At 58.7% G+C, this 16182-nt stretch carries 14 protein-coding genes; 1 reads left to right on the forward strand and 13 read right to left on the reverse strand.

Annotated features, from left to right (window positions below; genetic code table 11):
• From Q1A52_RS13125 to Q1A52_RS13160, 8 genes are all read right to left on the reverse strand, one after another.
• Positions 1-963: a type II secretion system F family protein gene (locus Q1A52_RS13125; protein ID WP_300016030.1), complete on the reverse strand. Its 963-nt coding sequence runs from the start codon at positions 961-963 to the stop codon at positions 1-3.
• Positions 964-974: 11 nt separating this feature from the next.
• Positions 975-2417, reverse strand: a complete 1443-nt coding sequence (locus tag Q1A52_RS13130) for a CpaF family protein (protein ID WP_300016035.1) — start codon at positions 2415-2417, stop codon at positions 975-977.
• Positions 2418-2436: 19 nt separating this feature from the next.
• Entirely contained in the window at positions 2437-3669 is a 1233-nt protein-coding gene (locus tag Q1A52_RS13135) for an AAA family ATPase (protein WP_299782371.1), read from the reverse strand.
• A 241-nt stretch (positions 3670-3910) separates the two neighbouring features.
• The gene (locus tag Q1A52_RS13140; protein ID WP_299782373.1) at positions 3911-4300 is read right to left on the reverse strand and encodes a hypothetical protein; all 390 of its coding nucleotides are present in this window, start codon (positions 4298-4300) and stop codon (positions 3911-3913) included.
• 4 nt (positions 4301-4304) lie between these two features.
• Positions 4305-5744, reverse strand: a complete 1440-nt coding sequence (locus Q1A52_RS13145) for a type II and III secretion system protein family protein (RefSeq protein WP_299782375.1) — start codon at positions 5742-5744, stop codon at positions 4305-4307.
• A gap of 194 nt (positions 5745-5938) precedes the next feature.
• Positions 5939-6787, reverse strand: coding sequence for a Flp pilus assembly protein CpaB (gene cpaB, locus Q1A52_RS13150; RefSeq protein WP_300016038.1), 849 nt, complete (start codon positions 6785-6787; stop codon positions 5939-5941).
• Positions 6788-7077: 290 nt separating this feature from the next.
• Positions 7078-7269 (reverse strand): hypothetical protein, encoded by a 192-nt coding sequence (locus Q1A52_RS13155; RefSeq protein ID WP_299782379.1) that lies wholly within the window; start codon positions 7267-7269, stop codon positions 7078-7080.
• A gap of 112 nt (positions 7270-7381) precedes the next feature.
• Positions 7382-7594 (reverse strand): hypothetical protein, encoded by a 213-nt coding sequence (locus tag Q1A52_RS13160; RefSeq protein WP_299782381.1) that lies wholly within the window; start codon positions 7592-7594, stop codon positions 7382-7384.
• 354 nt (positions 7595-7948) lie between these two features.
• Here Q1A52_RS13160 and Q1A52_RS13165 point away from each other — a divergent pair, with 354 nt between their 5' ends.
• A complete protein-coding gene (locus Q1A52_RS13165; RefSeq protein WP_300016041.1) occupies positions 7949-8770 on the forward strand; it encodes a lytic transglycosylase domain-containing protein in 822 nt (273 codons plus the stop codon).
• Here the strand turns inward: Q1A52_RS13165 and Q1A52_RS13170 are convergent.
• The 5 genes from Q1A52_RS13170 to tldD form a co-directional block, all read right to left on the reverse strand.
• The gene (locus tag Q1A52_RS13170) at positions 8767-9057 is read right to left on the reverse strand and encodes a GNAT family N-acetyltransferase (RefSeq protein ID WP_300016044.1); all 291 of its coding nucleotides are present in this window, start codon (positions 9055-9057) and stop codon (positions 8767-8769) included. The genes Q1A52_RS13165 and Q1A52_RS13170 overlap by 4 nt on opposite strands.
• Positions 9058-9179: 122 nt before the next feature.
• On the reverse strand, positions 9180-10205 hold the full coding sequence (locus Q1A52_RS13175) for a PAS domain-containing protein (protein WP_300016046.1): 1026 nt from the start codon (positions 10203-10205) through the stop codon (positions 9180-9182).
• Positions 10206-10656: 451 nt separating this feature from the next.
• Complete coding sequence (gene topA, locus Q1A52_RS13180) at positions 10657-13239, reverse strand: type I DNA topoisomerase (protein WP_300016049.1); 2583 nt, start codon at positions 13237-13239, stop codon at positions 10657-10659.
• A gap of 212 nt (positions 13240-13451) precedes the next feature.
• Entirely contained in the window at positions 13452-14603 is a 1152-nt protein-coding gene (gene dprA / locus Q1A52_RS13185) for a DNA-processing protein DprA (RefSeq protein ID WP_300016052.1), read from the reverse strand.
• A gap of 105 nt (positions 14604-14708) precedes the next feature.
• The gene (tldD, locus tag Q1A52_RS13190; RefSeq protein WP_300016057.1) at positions 14709-16130 is read right to left on the reverse strand and encodes a metalloprotease TldD; all 1422 of its coding nucleotides are present in this window, start codon (positions 16128-16130) and stop codon (positions 14709-14711) included.
• Between the last annotated feature and the right edge of the window lie 52 nt (positions 16131-16182).

The following is a 16182-nucleotide window of genomic DNA, read 5'->3' on the forward strand; positions in this document are numbered from 1 at the left end:
CTACACCTTGATATCGGTCAGAATGCGCATCACCAGAAGGTTCAGTGCGAGTAGAATGCCCACGGTGAAACACGCAGGAATGAACAGCGCGTGGTCGCGCACCTCATCGTAGTAATTGGGGTCAGAGACGTTGATGACGATCAATGCCACGATCGGGAAGGCGGACAGGAACTTGCCGGACCATTTCGCCTCTGCGGTGATCGCTTTCACACGGCGGAAGAGACGGAAGCGCGCGCGGATCACCTTGGCCAGACCGGCCAGAATTTCGGCGAGATTACCGCCCGAAGTCTGCTGGATTGTCACGGCCACGGCAAGGAAGCGCAGATCCTGCATGTCCAGGCGTTCCGCCATTTCCTTGAGTGCATCACCCACATCGCGACCATAGGCGGATTCATCTGCAATCATGCCGAATTCCGAGGCCAAAGGATCCTGAACTTCCTTGGCCACGATCTGGATGGCCGAGGAAAACGGGTGACCCACGCGCAAGCTCCGCACCATCAGTTCCACTGCATCAGGCAGTTGTTCTTCGATCATCGACAGACGTTTGTTCGCCTTGGAGGACACCCAGAAGTAGACTGCCCCGACACCAATGCCGACGGAGAGCAGGGCGCGGACGCCAACCTCTGTCGCGGTGCCCACGGTCAGTCCCATGAAGGCGACGCCCGCCAGCAGCGCCATAACCATGATCAACTGGCGTGGCGTAAAGGCAATGGCGGCCTTTTGTGCTTTTTCCCCCAACAGGGAATACAGCGGAATGCTACGGCTTTTCATGTGCTGCTGCATTTCCTTGCGCAGCTTTTCCAGCACCTCTTCGCGACCATTGCCCTTGTCGAGCATTTCCAACCGGCGATTCACGCGGCTGTTGAGGCTGATCGATTTGCCGAAGGTGACCAGATACAGGCCTTCGACCAGCACCAGTACGCCGATGAAAATCAAGCCGTAGATGATTGGTTCTGCACTCATTATCCTGATCCTTATTCGGCCGCGATGGGCTCGTAGATGGAAGGTGGCAAGTCGTAACCCCACATGCGGAACCGTTCAGCATAGGCCGAGCGGACGCCGGTGGCGGTAAAGTGACCGATGATCTTGTTCTCGGGTGTCAGGCCAACGCGCTGGTAACGGAAAATCTCCTGCATCGAGATGACCTCACCTTCCATGCCGGTGATCTCTGTGATCGACGTCATGCGGCGTGAGCCATCCTGAAGGCGCGAAGCCTGCACGATGAGGTTCACGGCCGAAGAGATTTGGGAGCGCACGGCCTTCAGAGGCATTTCGATCCCGGCCATGGCAATCATGTTCTCCAGACGGCTCACCCCATCTCGGGCAGAGTTGGCGTGGATCGTGGTCATGGAGCCGTCGTGGCCAGTGTTCATGGCCTGCAGCATGTCGATGACCTCTTCACCGCGTGTCTCGCCGACGATGATCCGGTCGGGGCGCATCCGCAGGGCGTTCTTCAGACAGTCGCGGGGCGAGACCTCGCCCTTGCCTTCGACGTTCGGCGGGCGGCTTTCCATCCGGCCCACATGGGTCTGTTGCAGTTGCAGCTCCGCCGTATCCTCGATGGTCAGGATGCGTTCAGCATTGTCGATGAAGGAACTCAGTGCGTTGAGGGTTGTCGTTTTACCCGAACCTGTACCTCCCGAGACGATCACATTGAGGCGCGTGGCGACAGCTGCTTGCAAATATGCAGCCATTTCTTCGGTGAAAGCGCCAAATTCTACCAGATCATCGATACCCAACTTGTCTTTCTTGAACTTCCGGATGGAAACGAGGCTGCCGTCCACGGCCACCGGCGGCACCATCGCGTTGAAGCGCGAACCGTCCTTGAGACGGGCGTCCACGTAAGGATTGCTTTCGTCGACACGGCGGCCCACGGCGGAGACGATCTTGTCGATGATCCGCAGAAGGTGGCGTTCGTCCTTGAAGGTGACGTCGGTCAGTTCCAGCTTGCCGGAGCGTTCCACGAAAATCTGTTGTGGCCCGTTCACGAGGATATCGTTCACGGTTTCATCTTTCAGAAGGGTTTCGAGTGGCCCAAGGCCTGTCACTTCGTCATAGAGCTCGGATGTCAGGTTCTGGCGATCTTCACGGTTCAGAACGATGCTGCGTTCTTCCAGAAACTCGCTCGAAATTGCACTGATCTCCTGGCGCAAATCCTGTTCGGTCGCATGCTCCAGGGCCGACAGGTTCAGGTTATCGAGCAGCACACGGTGGAGATCGAGCTTGATCTCGCCCATGCGTTCTTTGCGCTTTCGTTCCTTGTCCATCGGCGTGACCTGTGCCGACGACGCCGGTGCCGCTTTGCGGGTCACCGCTGCCGCGGCTGCTGGCTTGGCTGACGCGATATCGGCGACGGGTGCTGCTTCCTTGCTCGCGGCAGGCGGGGTCGCCGATGGCTTTTTATACTTCGAGAACATGCGCTATTCCTTTGGCGGATCAGGCCGCTTTTACGTCATTGGTGTTCAACTCGTGGATCGATGCCGCCAGTTTCGCGATCTCGCGCCGCAATGGGTTCTTGGGAGCGGATTGCGCAAGCGGCAGACCGTGGTCGGCGCCCTGCGTGATGGGCTTGCCACCGTCGGGCATGTGCACATCAATCGAGATGCCGAGGCTTTCCGCCATCCGTTTCACACGAGCCTTGCCGCTGAGATCGGTAAACTTTGGTGCACGGTTCATGACGTAGCGCAGTTTCTCGACCGGCAGTTCTTCGGCCTGCAACGCCCGCTTGAAACGCAGGGTGTTTTGAGCACAGCGCATGTCGAGCTCAACGGTTGCAAAGTAAACGTGGGCAGCGCTCAGGACCGCTTCGGACCAGCTGACCAGCGTTGAGGGCATATCGATCACCACGTAGTCAAAGTGCCGACGTGCCATATCGAGCACACGGTTCACGTCTTCGGCTGTGATGATGTCCAGTGGCAGCATTTCCATCGGCGCGGTCAGCACCTGCATCTTGTCCTGAAAGGTCAGCAGTGACTGGCCAAAAATCTCGTCGTCCATGCCTTCGGTGTCAGACAGCATATCGTAGACAACTTCGCGACGCGGCAGGTCGAGGAAGGTTGCGACAGCACCGTATTGAAGATCGAGATCCAGTACGCACACACTTGGGCCGTTTTCTTTTTCGGCTGTCGCCAGTTCCCAAGCCAGGTTGACGCCGAGGGTGGTGGCACCAGTGCCGCCAGCCAAGCCGTGCACAACGATCACCGCACCCTCTTTTTGATTTGAGGATTGCAAGGTGGGGGCGGCGGCGGAGGCAGGCAACGCCTCTTCCTGCATGCGTACCCGCTCGATGGCTTCGCCCAATTCGTTTTCAGGAAGCGGGTAGGGGACAAACTCGTCCGCACCCTGACGCAGCAAGGAATGCAGGGATGCGGGGGTCACGTCTTCAGCGATCAGAATGACCTTGATGCCCCGCGCCTTGGCCTGCGTGATAATCTCACCCATGAGCGGCAGGTTGTCCTCGTCGGTTTCGTCAATGGCGAGGGCAATGAATTCAAGCGCTTGCGCTTCCGGCTGTCCAAAAAAAGCGAGCGCTTCAGCAAAACCGAGATCGCCCCAACTCTCGCCGAGTGCCAACTCCATATCTTCAATCAGCAAATCGAAGTTTTGCACATCGCGACTGACCGTGCAGGCGACGATAAGTGATGTATCCGGTTGCGGCATTGTGCTCATTGCCTCGTCTTCCTTTGTGTTCAAGGGCGAGGCAGAAAGCCGATGGAGGATTGTTTTTTATGTCACCCCAACGTCCCCTGCGACCGCCCATGCCCAGCTCTGTGGCCGGACATAAGTGTCCCATTGGAGGGAAAGTCGCAGTGAACTTGGGCGAGATTAGGGCTTAATCCGCCCAATTGTTGGGTATCTCGACACAATAACCGTGTTTGAGGGCGGATTTGTTGGAGTAGAGCCGGGGGCTCTACTCGCCTGTCGCTGTCGAGACAGTGATGGCCTGTCCAGCGCTGCCAACATAGTCGCGATAGATCACGCGAGCATATTTTCCGTCCAGCCGACCTGTACAATGTACGCGGTACACTGGATTTGCAGGAGAACTCACAGGATCAAGGACAACCACAGGATCTTTTGGCGATGTGCCGATCTTGCCGGTCTTGTACGTGCTGCCGTTCGGGTTGCAGACATGGGCAACCATGTTTTGCATCGTTGCGTTGCCAAACTCGCCGCTGTCAAGCTGCGCTCCGGCTTCGCGGAACCATTTCCCGCCGCTTCCCTGTTCGCCGCACGCCGCGAGGGTCGCAAGACCGACAAGCAGGACAACTGCGTGTGTTTTCCGATATGTCAGGCGTTCCATCCTATCACTCCATCACGTAGCCGTAGGACCCGCTGAAGTCTTGCTTGGCGACTTCGCCGGCGGCACCCCGGCGGGGTGCATTGGCGTTTCTGGTGGTCCGACCAAAGAGAAACAGATCCTGTTCGGTCGGCGGCTTGATCCGGTCAGTTGGCAAGGACAGGGCCTCGCCACGGGTAGGGGAAACCAGGTGGGCGGTGATGATGATCACCAGTTCCGTCTGGCTGCGTTGATAGTCCGCGCTTCGGAACAGGGCACCCAGAATGGGCACATCACCGATCCAGGGCAGTTGCGAAGACTGATCGGTGAAATCATCTTGCAAAAGGCCTGCAATCGCAAAGCTTTCACCGTCGCGCATCTCGACCGTCGTGGAGGTCTCGCGGCGCGAGAAGGCGTCAAGTTCAAACCCACCGCCCAGCGAAATACCATTGGAGGGATCAATTGCCGAGACCGCTGCGGAAAGCTGCAGGTTGATGATGTCTTCGTCTACCACGCGGGGGACGAAGTTCAGCTCGACACCAAAGGGTTTGAATTCCACGCTGATCGTGTCGCTGTCTTGCGCGACTGGAACGGGGTATTCGCCGCCCGCAAGGAAATTCGCCTCCTGCCCGGACAGGGCAACCAGATTTGGTTCAGCCAATGTGCGCACGGCCCCTTTGCGTTCAAGGGCTTCGAGCAAAATACCGACCTGTGTCGATCCGACGTTGAAGCCGAAGAGGACGGCACCAAAGTTGTCATTGCTGGACGGGATCAGGCCGTTGAGAGAGTTGGCAACGCCACCTGATGTGTTGGAGGTGCCGGTCCCGATCTGCCCGGTATCCCCGCCTGACAGCGGGTTATCCAGCGCCAGCGACGTGCTGAAGGCCTTGGATACTGTGCGGTTCATCTCGGCAAAGCGTACTTTCAGCATTACCTGCTGAATGCCACCAACGCTCATCAGGTTGGACACTCTGTCCGGCGCGTAGCGCTGCGCCAGATCAAGTGCTTTTTGCAGTTTTTGAGAGCTGGATACCGTGCCGGACAAAACGATGCCATCATTCGCGGTGCGCACTTCAATGCGCTCGCCGGGAAGGATTTGGCCCAAACGCTCTTTGAATTCCGTTACATCAGGTGCAACACGCACCTCGACATTGGTAATCAGCTGACCGGTTGCATCCAGCAGCGTCAATGTCGTCATGCCCGGTGTTTTGCCAAGCACGTAGATGCTGCGGTCCGACAGGGACGAGATATCCGCGATGCCGGGATTGGCGATGCTGAGTTCGGCGAAAGGAATTTCGCTTTCAACAACAACCGCGCGGTTCATGGGAACCGCAAGTGTCTTATTGGTGCCCTTGGTGACCACACGCAATGTGTCTGCTTGTGCCGTGACTGGTGCGGTAAGCGCCAGCGGCGACACGCTTAGTGTCAGCCCCAAAAGGGCCGCCTTAAACATTCCATCAATTTTCATGTGACCTGCCCTTTTTGATCACGCCTCGGTTTCGGGTCTTGGTGCCCGCATAGGCTGTACTCTGCGTCGGTTTTGATTTTTTTGCAAGAATCAACGGGTTCTGCACCTGCCTTTATGTGGATAAATGGCAACAGACAAAAAAATGAAAGGCGCCGCAGGGACGTGCGGCGCCTTCGTAATGTGTTGGTTTTGCTTTAGTTTGTGCAGGGGATCGGGATCGCCACAACTTCCGCCCCACGGCGGGTTCTGATGCTGCATTCCCGCTTTTGCTCTACCTTGGGTGCAGGTGCTGCCTCCTTCAGACCGAGCAGAGAAACCTGATCGACCTCGATTTCGGAAAGCTCTGTGTCGTCGCCAACGCCCACAAGCGACAGGGAAAGTGTCCCGGTAGACTGAGCCTGTGCAAGGGCCGCAACCTGTTCCGGGCGCACTGCTACCGTTACTGTCCGGGCAATCCGCGCACCGTTGGTGGTCTTGTCGTCCTGGTCCACAGCGATCAGGCGGACAGACGTATCGATCAGCTTAGTGACATCTTCACTGCCGCCGCCGAATTCCACGCGACCTGTCCAATACACGTCAACCCGGTCACCCGGACGCAGGAAGCCCGACACGCCGCTGGCAACGTCGACCCGGATCGCAAAAGCACGCATGCCTTTTTCCAGACGGGTGGTCAGACCGATGTCCTCACCAGGCTCGGTGACTTTCACGGCCAGCACGGCCTCGTCTTTCTCCATCGCCCGAACGATCAAGCGAGGCTCTTCTTCGTCTGCCGGGAACAGCAGTTCGATGTCACTAAAAGTGCCTTCGGGGATCGCGGATTGCGGCCAGGCGACCGGGCGGACATCTTCCTTTGTCAGCCGTTCGCCATACCCCAGCTCACGCGTAGCGACGTAGACGATTTGGGTTGGTACAAGCTGCGCTTCATTCTGCTTGGCGCGCGCCAGTTCGGCCTGGTAGGTGCCGATGTAGTTCTTTGCCATGTATACCGCGCCGCCAGCCAGCGCGAGCCCGGCCAGAAGCACCAATCCGAATATCATTCGCATAATCTTACCTCGTGTTTCACATGGCCCGTAAACAAACAGGTCATTTTGCCAAGGTTATCCCAAGGGATTGTGGCAATTTCGGGATTAACGCGTGTCAGACGCAGGGCTTTCTGTCGGATATCGCAACAATCATATCCAATTGGGGCATTTGCGCAGTGCGTGAAGCGCAACAACATCAAGCCTGTCGTCACGCATCATTGGATCCGTCTGAGGTCTTCGCTTCACAAAAAAAGAACCGCCCTGTACGAGGACAGGGAGGTTCAATTGAGTCTGTTTGGCGCAATGTAACTTTATTCGCCAATCTCGCCGACAACCTGGGTGCCGAGAAAACTCTCGGTACTTTCGGTTAGTCCGGCGGAACCGGCTTTGAGCTCAACAACGAGCCCAACTGCAAGTCCAACCACTGCGGCAGTCAAGACCACCCAGTCTACAGTAACAGCCCCGGCCTCATCGTCTTTGAAATTTTTAAAAGCGTGCAACATGTGTGATGCTTTCAATTGAGGAACCTTGTGTGGGTCCGGGTAAAAACAGGGCCGCGTTCACGCGAATGAAGGCGGCCCCATCAAATAAAGTCAGGCGGTAAGGGCGCCTGTATTAGCTGCTGCCGCTGGACGAAGATTCGCCGATGCTGCCAACTGTCTGGGTGCCCAGGAACGAAGATGTGGAGTCGGTCAGAGCTGTCGCGCCATCTTCGATGGACTGATAAGCTGCGATCGCCAGGCCAACAACTGCGGCTGTCAGCACAACCCAGTCAACTGTCACGGCACCGTCTTCGTCTTTACGGAAGTTCTTGATAAATTTCATCATGGTATGTCCCTCCAAAGGATCATTTAGATTTCACTTGCTAACCTTGCCGTCCTCAGTGACCGTTTCTCTCGTTTGGCCCGTCCGACTTGGTATGCAGCAATATAGCCAAGGGATTGGGGCATGATTTTGGCGGCAAATGTGACTTTTGAGGATTCGCCGTCGAAAATCGCCAGAAAAATCGTAACGCGATGAATCAGAAAGAAAAAAAAACTCTCTGATGTTTACATTTCATTAAAGTGACGCCCGAATGTGGCAAAATCGCCGCGTTCAAGGCCCGGATTTACTGGTGTGACGTGGGTTTCTCTGCGATGTTGGCTGCAAAACAACGCACAAAACAGATCGCGAGCAGTCGATATGCGTATCCTACCATGTATCGCGGCCTTTGCCGTGGCGTTTTCAGGCGATTCCATAGAGGCCGAAACACCAAAACCCTTTCCTGTCTTCGAAGCGAAGCGGGTCGGGGTGCCAAAAACCGGGCAAAAACGGATTAAGGTGCAGATTGACCCCGAGGCGCAGAAGGCAGCACTTGCGGTGCCGAAACCTGAACCGGAGCTGCCTGAAGCGGACGCACCGCCACCTGCCACGCAGCCGCTTGGCCAATACAGCTGGTTCTGGGACAGGGTGTCGCCCTCCATTTTCGACGTGCAGCCGGGACGACTTGAGACCATCATGGATGTCATCACCGGGTCGGGGAAAATTGCAGCCCCAAGATTGCAGCATATGCAGAGCATCGCGCAGGCCAATGGTGTCGAGATACTAAAGTCCACCATTGGAACGAAGGTATCACCCGCTTTGGTGCTCGCCGTGATCTCCGTTGAGTCATCTGGCAGGCCGGATGCCATTAGCAAGGCGGGGGCGCAGGGCCTGATGCAATTGATGCCTGATACGGCAGCACGTTTTGGAGTTCAGGACAGCCTGATTGCCGCCGAGAACATCGCGGGCGGTGTCAAATACCTTGATTGGTTGATGGGGGAGTTCGCAGGCGACCCGGTTCTGGTGCTGGCCGGGTACAACGCAGGCGAAGGATCCGTACGCAGCCACGAGGGCGTGCCACCCTTTCCCGAGACCCGGGACTATGTGCCCAAGGTTCTGGCCGCGTTTCAGGTTGCGCGCGGATTGTGCAAAACACCACCTGAATTGATTACGGATGGCTGCGTCTTTGCCGCCATGAACTAGACGCTGAAGACGTCGGCCCATTCAGGATGGCGTCGGCGTTGCGCGTTCACAAACGGGCAGAGCGGTACGATCTTGAAGCCTTCCAGGCGTGCATCTGCAATCAATCGGGCCACGAGAGCCTGTCCGGCACCCGACCCCCTAAGCGCATCCGGAACCGCCGTGTGATCGGCAATGACCGTTTGCGGTGAGAGAATAGAATATGTCAGGTCGGCTTCGTGCCCGTTCTGGATCAGCACATAGCGTCCCTTGGTACCATCAACACTGCGGGTGATGTCAAACTCGGACACTGAGTGCCCCCGTCGAACCACAAAATTTCAATACTGTAGGCTTGCCTGCACTCGTCATAGGTTTCCTTGCCGTCGTGTGGGAGGGAGGGTGCGGAGCGCCGTCCTCCGCCCGAGCACGCGATCTATCGTGTCAGAGTGGCGCCCGCCGGGACATCTATTGTGACAAAACTTCCTGCGGCCCCGCGTCCGAGTTGCAAAGTGCCCTCAAGACCTTCGATCAGGCCGTTGACCATGCGCCCACCGACGGTGGTGGTGTCCGGCCAGGTCATGTAGTTCGGAATGCCCACGCCGTCGTCGGAAACGGTCACGCGCAGACCGCCAGCGCTGAGCTGCGTCATCCGCACCTCCACAAGCCCGGTATCAATGCGATCGAAAGCGTGCTGGAAGGCGTTTGTCAGCAGCTCCGCCACCACAAGCCCAACGCGGGAGGCGGTCTCGATTGGGATGTCGAGCGGATCGATCTGCAGGTTAAGCCGAATACCGGAACGTCCATAGACATGTCCAATCGCGCAGCAGAGGCGCGACAGATAGCTCCCCATGTGGATACTGTCGCGGTTTGACTGCATATCAGACAGCTTCATTTCTTCGTAAAGCAGCTGCAGCGTTTCGATGCGCCGGGTCAGCGCAGCGTATTCAGCCGGTACAGACGTCGAATTTGACTGTTGCCGGATCATGCTGATGATCATCGACATATCCGCCTCGACCCGGTCCTGTACTTCTATCAACTGAGCGTTGATCTGTTCGGCCGTGTCGCTGCGCTCGCCGTGGCGCAACTCTTGCTGGACACCCATGAAGTACTGAACCTGTTCATTTTCATCAAAGATCGGTGCAATCACCAACCTGTTCATGAAAGGCTCGCCGTTCGCACGGTAGTTCAGCAGGTCCACCGTTGCAGACTCCTTGGCCTCAATGGAGGCCCGGAGCAGGTCTACAGCCGCTTTTTCGGTGTTTTCGCCCTGCAGAAAGCGGCAGTTACGACCGATGACCGCACTGCGCGCATACCCCGTTTGCCGTGTGAAAGCCTGATTGACATAGACAATAGGGTTATCTTCGAGATGCGGGTTGGTCATGATCAACGGCAGCTGCGTGCGGCTGAACCCGTCGAAAGAGGTGTCTTCAATGAGCAAAGAATTTAGAGAATCTGCCATATCCGGCGCGCCTCACGCTGCTCGAGTTACGCGCCACTCGGCGCGCTGTTCATATGTGCCGCGTGCGAAGCATCGCCCACATGTGCTGCGCAGGCTGCTCACATCATCTTGACGCATGTGCTGCGGCGCATCCGTTTTATCGTTGGGATGTGCAGTCCCTGTACCAGCCTTCCTACGAAAATAGAGGGTACCACGCCCTTCGGATATGCAGGCAACCAGTGCCTTGCGATCTCGCAATACTCCATAGAGCGTCAGCGACGCTGTATCATGCCGATTGTTCATCTCGCTCCCTGAGCCCGACCGAAAGACCGAACGCCTTCTCATGTACAATAACCGCTCGTTGACTGGCGATCATGTCATTCAACTGGGAATATAGAACAGCTTTGGCCTCGGTCAAACCGCTTTGACCACTTTCAGGCAAAAGCTGCACTATCCTGCAGAAGTCCGGAGCTCATGCTTTTTTGGCGACTGCTTTCTTCTTGGCCGGCGCCTTCTTTTTTGCAGCTGTCTTGCGGCGTCCCGTACCCTTTTTGGCAGCCTTTTCATCAATCAGCAGGATCGCTGCTTCAATGGTCAAATCGTCCGGTTCGGTGCCCTTGGGCAGCGTTGCATTGATCTTTTCCCACTTCACGTAAGGCCCATACTTGCCTTCCATGATGCTGATCTGGCCACCCTGATCAGGATGTTCGCCCAACTCCCGCAGGGTTTTGGCCGCAGCACCACGCCCGCCACGGCTGGCGACCTTTTCGGCTAATAGCTGCACGGCGCGGTTCATGCCGACGGTAAACACCTCATCAATGCTCTCGAGATTGGCGTTTGTGCCGCCGCGCTCCGAGGTGGAGGCCGCATGTTTCAAGTAAGGCCCATACCGCCCGATGTTTGACCATACGGTCACGCCATCTTCGGGATGTGGGCCGATTTCACGGGGCAGGGACAGCAGTTTGAGCGCCTGCGGCAGGTTCACATCCTCGGGCGGCCAATCCTTGGGAATCGACTGGCGCGGTGGCTTCTTGTTGTCCTCCGTGACCTCGCCGCGCTGCACGTACGGGCCGAAGCGCCCCTTGAAGGCGTAGATTTTGTCGCCTGCGTCCTCGCCGAGCAGCTTGCCCTCGGGCGGGATGCCGCTGTCGTCTTCTTCACCGGGCGGACCGAAGGCGCGAGTGTACCGGCATTCGGGATAGTTCGAGCAGCCGATGAAGGCCCCGCCGGAGCGCGCCGTGCGCATGCTGAGTCGCCCGGCACCGCAGTTGGGGCAGAGCCGCGGGTCGGTACCGTCCTCGTTGGGTGGAAACAGATGCGGCTCCAGCACCTCGTTGATCTTCTCCAGCACTTCGGTGATACGCAGGTCGGCGGTCTCAGAAATGGCGGCGGAGAAATCGCGCCAGAAGCGCCGCAGCACTTCCTTCCATTCCGCATCGCCGGCGCTCACGTCATCGAGCTCGTTTTCCAGATCGGCGGTAAAGCCGTAGCCGACGTATTTACGGAAGTAATTCTCCAGAAAGGCTGTGACCAAACGCCCCTTGTCCTCGGGGATCAGGCGGTTCTTGTCCTTACGAACGTACTCACGATCCTGAATTGTGGTGACAATCGACGCGTAAGTCGAGGGGCGCCCGATGCCCAGCTCTTCCATCTTCTTGACCAGCGTGGCCTCGGTATAGCGCGGCGGCGGCTGGGTGAAATGTTGCTCCGGCGTGACGGCGCGCTTGTCCATCTTGTCACCTTCGTCGATCTGGGGCAGGCGCTTGTCGTCCTCATCCACCACATCGTCACGGCCTTCTTCATAGACCCGCAGGAAGCCATCGAAGAGCACAACCTGACCGGTGGCGCGCAGCATGATCTGGCCATCGGCGCTGCCCACATCGACAGTTGTGCGTTCCATGCGGGCGGCTTCCATCTGGCAGGCCAGCGTGCGTTTCCAGATCAGATCATAGAGCTTGCGTTGATCGGCATCGGAGGTCTTCAGATCCTCCGCCTTGGTCATCATATCTGTGGGGCGCACGCATTCGTGGGCCTCCTGCGCGTTCTTGGCCTTGTTTTTGTACATGCGCGGGCTGCCGGGCACGTATTCCTTGCCATAAAGCGTCCCAATCGCGTCCCGGGCGGCCTGCACGGCCTCGGGCGCCATGTCGATGCCGTCGGTCCGCATATATGTAATGTAACCTGCCTCGTAGAGCCGCTGCGCGGTGGACATGGTCTGGCGCGCGCCCATGCCGAACTTGCGGCTGGCCTCCTGCTGCAGGGTTGAGGTCATGAAAGGGGCGGCGGGGTTGCGATTGGCAGGCTTGGCCTCGACCGACTGCACTGTCAGATCGCGGGAGCTGATGGCCTGCACGGCCATTTCGGCCTGTGTCTGGTTCTCGATATCGAATTTGTCGAGCTTCTTGCCCGCCAGAACGGTCAGACGTGCATCGAACTCCTGCCCGCGCGGTGTGGCGAGCTGCGCCTTGACCGACCAGTATTCGCGGTTGCGGAAGGCTTCGATCTCCATCTCGCGCTCAACGATGAGGCGCAGGGTGACCGATTGCACGCGGCCCGCGGATTTCGCGCCCGGCAGTTTGCGCCAGAGCACCGGCGAGAGATTGAAACCCACCAGATAGTCGAGCGCCCGGCGCGCCAGATAGGCCTCGACCAGTGGCATATCGACCTGGCGCGGGTTCTGCATCGCCTCGGTCACGGCCTTTTTCGTGATCTGATTGAACACGACCCGGGAGACGGGGGTATCCTTCTTGATCGACTTGCGCTTGGTTAGCGCTTCCTGCAGGTGCCAGCTAATCGCCTCGCCCTCGCGATCAGGGTCGGTCGCGAGGATGAGCGCGTTGTCATCTTTCAGCGCATCCGCGATCGCTTTGACGTGTTTCTTGCTGTCGGAGGCCACCTCCCAGAGCATGTCGAATTCGTTCTCGGGGTCGACAGAACCATCTTTCGGGGGCAAATCGCGGACATGCCCGTAAGAGGCCAGGACGGTGTAGTCACTCCCCAAATATGCGTTGATTGTCTTGGCTTTAGCCGGGGATTCAACAACTACAACTGGCATGTACTGGGGCACCTCTGGGTGAAATTTTCTGCGTCTATGCTCAAGCCAGATGTGCTGTGCAAGCGGATTTTGTCAATCTGCTCATTCTTGTCGCACGCAGTTTTCCGCGTGGATAGCAGCGGCGCATCGGGTCAAATTCAATGGAAAACTTGGCTCGATCCCGGACAGAATCGGCTATGGCGTGGCGTGGCAAGATAACGTGCAGATAACACTCAGGCGCGAGACAGCAGGCCACCGGCGCGGCGCGTGATTTTGCCGTCCATTTCGAGGTCCAGCAGAACCGGCGCCGCCTCTGCGGGGGCTACGGCCAGATCGCGGATCAACTGGTCCTCGGCCACGGGGGCGGGGCTCAGGCGCGACAGGATCTTGTTGTGCAACGCGGCCACTTCTTTCAACGCGGGGCGCTTTTTCTCTACGGTCTTAACCGGCAGCTGCAACGGCAGTTCCGGCGCGTTGCCATGCAAGGGGGTGAGCGCTTCCAACACGTCATCTGCACCGCGCACCAATGTAGATCCCTCTCGGATCAGCTGATTGCACCCGGCGGCGCGGGCGTCGAAGGGGCTGCCCGGGACGGCCAGAACCTCGCGTCCCTGGTCCAGCGCGTCCCGCGCCGTGATCAGGCTACCTGATTTTGCTGCAGCTTCGACAACAACCGTCGCGCGGCTGAGGCCGGAGATGATGCGGTTTCGGCTCGGGAAGTGCCGCGCAATCGGCTGGAGCCCCATAGGCTGTTCCGACACCCTTACCCCGGCTGCCATGATGTCTTGTGCCAGCTTCATGTTTTCGGTGGGATAAATCACATCGACCCCACCTGCCTGCACCGCAACTGTGCCGGTGGCCAGAGCGGCGAGATGCGCTGCCGCATCGACACCACGCGCAAGGCCGGAGACGATCACGTAACCGGCGGCACCGAGGTCGCGGGCGAGCGCCTTGGCCATGCGGGTGCCGAGAGAGGAGGCGTTGCGCGCACCCACAAGTGAAATCATAGGGCGTTTGAGAAGGCTTGGATCCCCCATAACCCATAGAAACGGAGGGGCGTCGTCCAGGTCTTCAAGCAATTCGGGGTAGGCCGGGGTGCCCTGCATGATAAGGCGCGCGCCGACTTTGCGTGCGGCATTCAACTCGGCCTGCACCACGGCTTCGGGACAAATCTGGTATTTTTCAACGCCGGCGGCACGCGCTACCTCAGGTAGCGCGGCCAGCGCGTTCTGCGCAGTGCCGTGTTCAGTCAGCAGTCGTTTATACGTCGTTACGCCAACCCGGCGGGATCGCAACAAACGGAGACGGGAGAACTGTTCGTCTTCCGAGGTGGGTGGGAGTGGGGGGTGAGTGGAAGAAGGATTGTGGTCCTTGTCATCAGTCATCCGCGTCTCCGTCCGTTGCAGAATCAGGTTTAAGGCGAGTTGGTTAACAACGCATGAATCAATGCCCCGTGTTGGCCTCGCTATTTCTGGGGAGAGTGGCCCGGATCAGGAGGCCGAACCGCCCACCGTCAGGCCACCGATCATCAACGTGGGTTGGCCCACGCCCACCGGCACCCATTGTCCTGCTTTGCCGCAATTGCCCATGCCGGGATCAAGCGCCATGTCATTTCCGATGGCGCGAATCTGCTTGAGCGCGGTGGCCCCATCCCCGATCAGCGTGGCTCCTTTGACCGGCGCACCGACCTTGCCGTTTTCCACCCGGTAGGCCTCGGTGCAGCTGAAGACGAACTTGCCGTTGGTGATGTCCACCTGACCGCCGCCAAACCCCACAGCGTAGATGCCATCCTTGAGATCAGCGAGAATGTCGCCCGGGTCGCTGTCGCCGCCCATCATATAGGTATTGGTCATCCGTGGCATTGGCGCATGGGCATAGCTTTCACGGCGCCCGTTGCCAGTGGGGGCCACGCCCATCAGCCGGGCGTTTTGCCGGTCCTGCATGAAGCCCACCAGAATGCCGTCGTCGATCAAAGTGTTCTTGCCCGAGGGCGTGCCTTCATCGTCGATGCTGATGGAGCCGCGCCGGTCCGGGATTGTGCCATCGTCGAGCACGGTCACGCCCTTGCTGGCGATGCGTTGACCCATGAGACCGGCAAAGGCGGAGGAGCCCTTGCGGTTGAAATCCCCCTCCAGCCCATGGCCGATGGCCTCGTGCAGCAGGATACCGGGCCAGCCCGGGCCCAGCACGACATCCATGACACCAGCGGGGGCAGGCACCGCGCCCAAGTTCACGACAGCCACCCGCAGCGCCTCGCGCGTCTTGGTCTGCCAGTCCGCCGGATCGATCAGGCCATCCAAGCCCACACGGCCACCGCCCCCGGCGGAGCCGCTTTCCCGGCGTCCGTTTTCCTCGACGATCACCGAGACATTCACCCGCGTCATCGGGCGCACATCCCGGAACGACTGCCCGTCCGGACGCAGAATTTCGACTTCCTGCAGGCTGGCGGCAATGGTCGCGGAGACCTGCACGACCCGCGCATCTAGGTCCCGGGCAAAAGCATCGATCTGCCGCAATGTATCGATCTTGACGGGAAAGGCAGCCCCGGCAATGGGGTCTTCATCGGTATAAAGCTTGATATTGGTCGGGTTTGGCGCGTCCGCCATTGTGCCGCCGCCGTCGCCCACCGCCAGACGCGCGGTCTCGGAGGCGCGTTTCAGAGCGGTTTCCGAAATTTCGGTGGAATGAGCGTAGCCAGCCACCTCGCCGCACACGGCGCGCAGGCCGAACCCCTCCGAAGCATCGTAGCTGGCCGTCTTCAGACGCCCGTCGTCGAAGACGAGCGCCTCGGAGCGGCGCCGTTCCAGAAACAGCTCCCCATCATCCGCGCCCTGGGTCGCTGCGCGCAGCACATCAAGGGCCGCATCCCGGTCGAGCGCATCCTGAAAGGGCGTGAAAGGGGTGTCTGTCATAGGTGATTTCCTCCAAAGGCGGGTAAATCTGCATTCAGCGTCTCTATGACGC

The organism is uncultured Roseobacter sp., from assembly GCF_947488185.1.
In the GTDB taxonomy this organism is placed as follows: Bacteria; Pseudomonadota; Alphaproteobacteria; order Rhodobacterales; family Rhodobacteraceae; genus Roseobacter.

Coding starts and splice junctions, on each gene's coding strand:
- Q1A52_RS13125 (WP_300016030.1), bottom strand. CDS start 963: ATGAGTGCAGAACCAATCATCTACGGCTTGATTTTCATCGGCGTACTG.
- Q1A52_RS13130 (WP_300016035.1), bottom strand. CDS start 2,417: ATGTTCTCGAAGTATAAAAAGCCATCGGCGACCCCGCCTGCCGCGAGC.
- Q1A52_RS13135 (WP_299782371.1), bottom strand. CDS start 3,669: ATGAGCACAATGCCGCAACCGGATACATCACTTATCGTCGCCTGCACG.
- Q1A52_RS13140 (WP_299782373.1), bottom strand. CDS start 4,300: ATGGAACGCCTGACATATCGGAAAACACACGCAGTTGTCCTGCTTGTC.
- Q1A52_RS13145 (WP_299782375.1), bottom strand. CDS start 5,744: ATGAAAATTGATGGAATGTTTAAGGCGGCCCTTTTGGGGCTGACACTA.
- cpaB (WP_300016038.1), bottom strand. CDS start 6,787: ATGCGAATGATATTCGGATTGGTGCTTCTGGCCGGGCTCGCGCTGGCT.
- Q1A52_RS13155 (WP_299782379.1), bottom strand. CDS start 7,269: ATGTTGCACGCTTTTAAAAATTTCAAAGACGATGAGGCCGGGGCTGTT.
- Q1A52_RS13160 (WP_299782381.1), bottom strand. CDS start 7,594: ATGATGAAATTTATCAAGAACTTCCGTAAAGACGAAGACGGTGCCGTG.
- Q1A52_RS13165 (WP_300016041.1), top strand. CDS start 7,949: ATGCGTATCCTACCATGTATCGCGGCCTTTGCCGTGGCGTTTTCAGGC.
- Q1A52_RS13175 (WP_300016046.1), bottom strand. CDS start 10,205: ATGGCAGATTCTCTAAATTCTTTGCTCATTGAAGACACCTCTTTCGAC.
- topA (WP_300016049.1), bottom strand. CDS start 13,239: ATGCCAGTTGTAGTTGTTGAATCCCCGGCTAAAGCCAAGACAATCAAC.
- dprA (WP_300016052.1), bottom strand. CDS start 14,603: ATGACTGATGACAAGGACCACAATCCTTCTTCCACTCACCCCCCACTC.
- tldD (WP_300016057.1), bottom strand. CDS start 16,130: ATGACAGACACCCCTTTCACGCCCTTTCAGGATGCGCTCGACCGGGAT.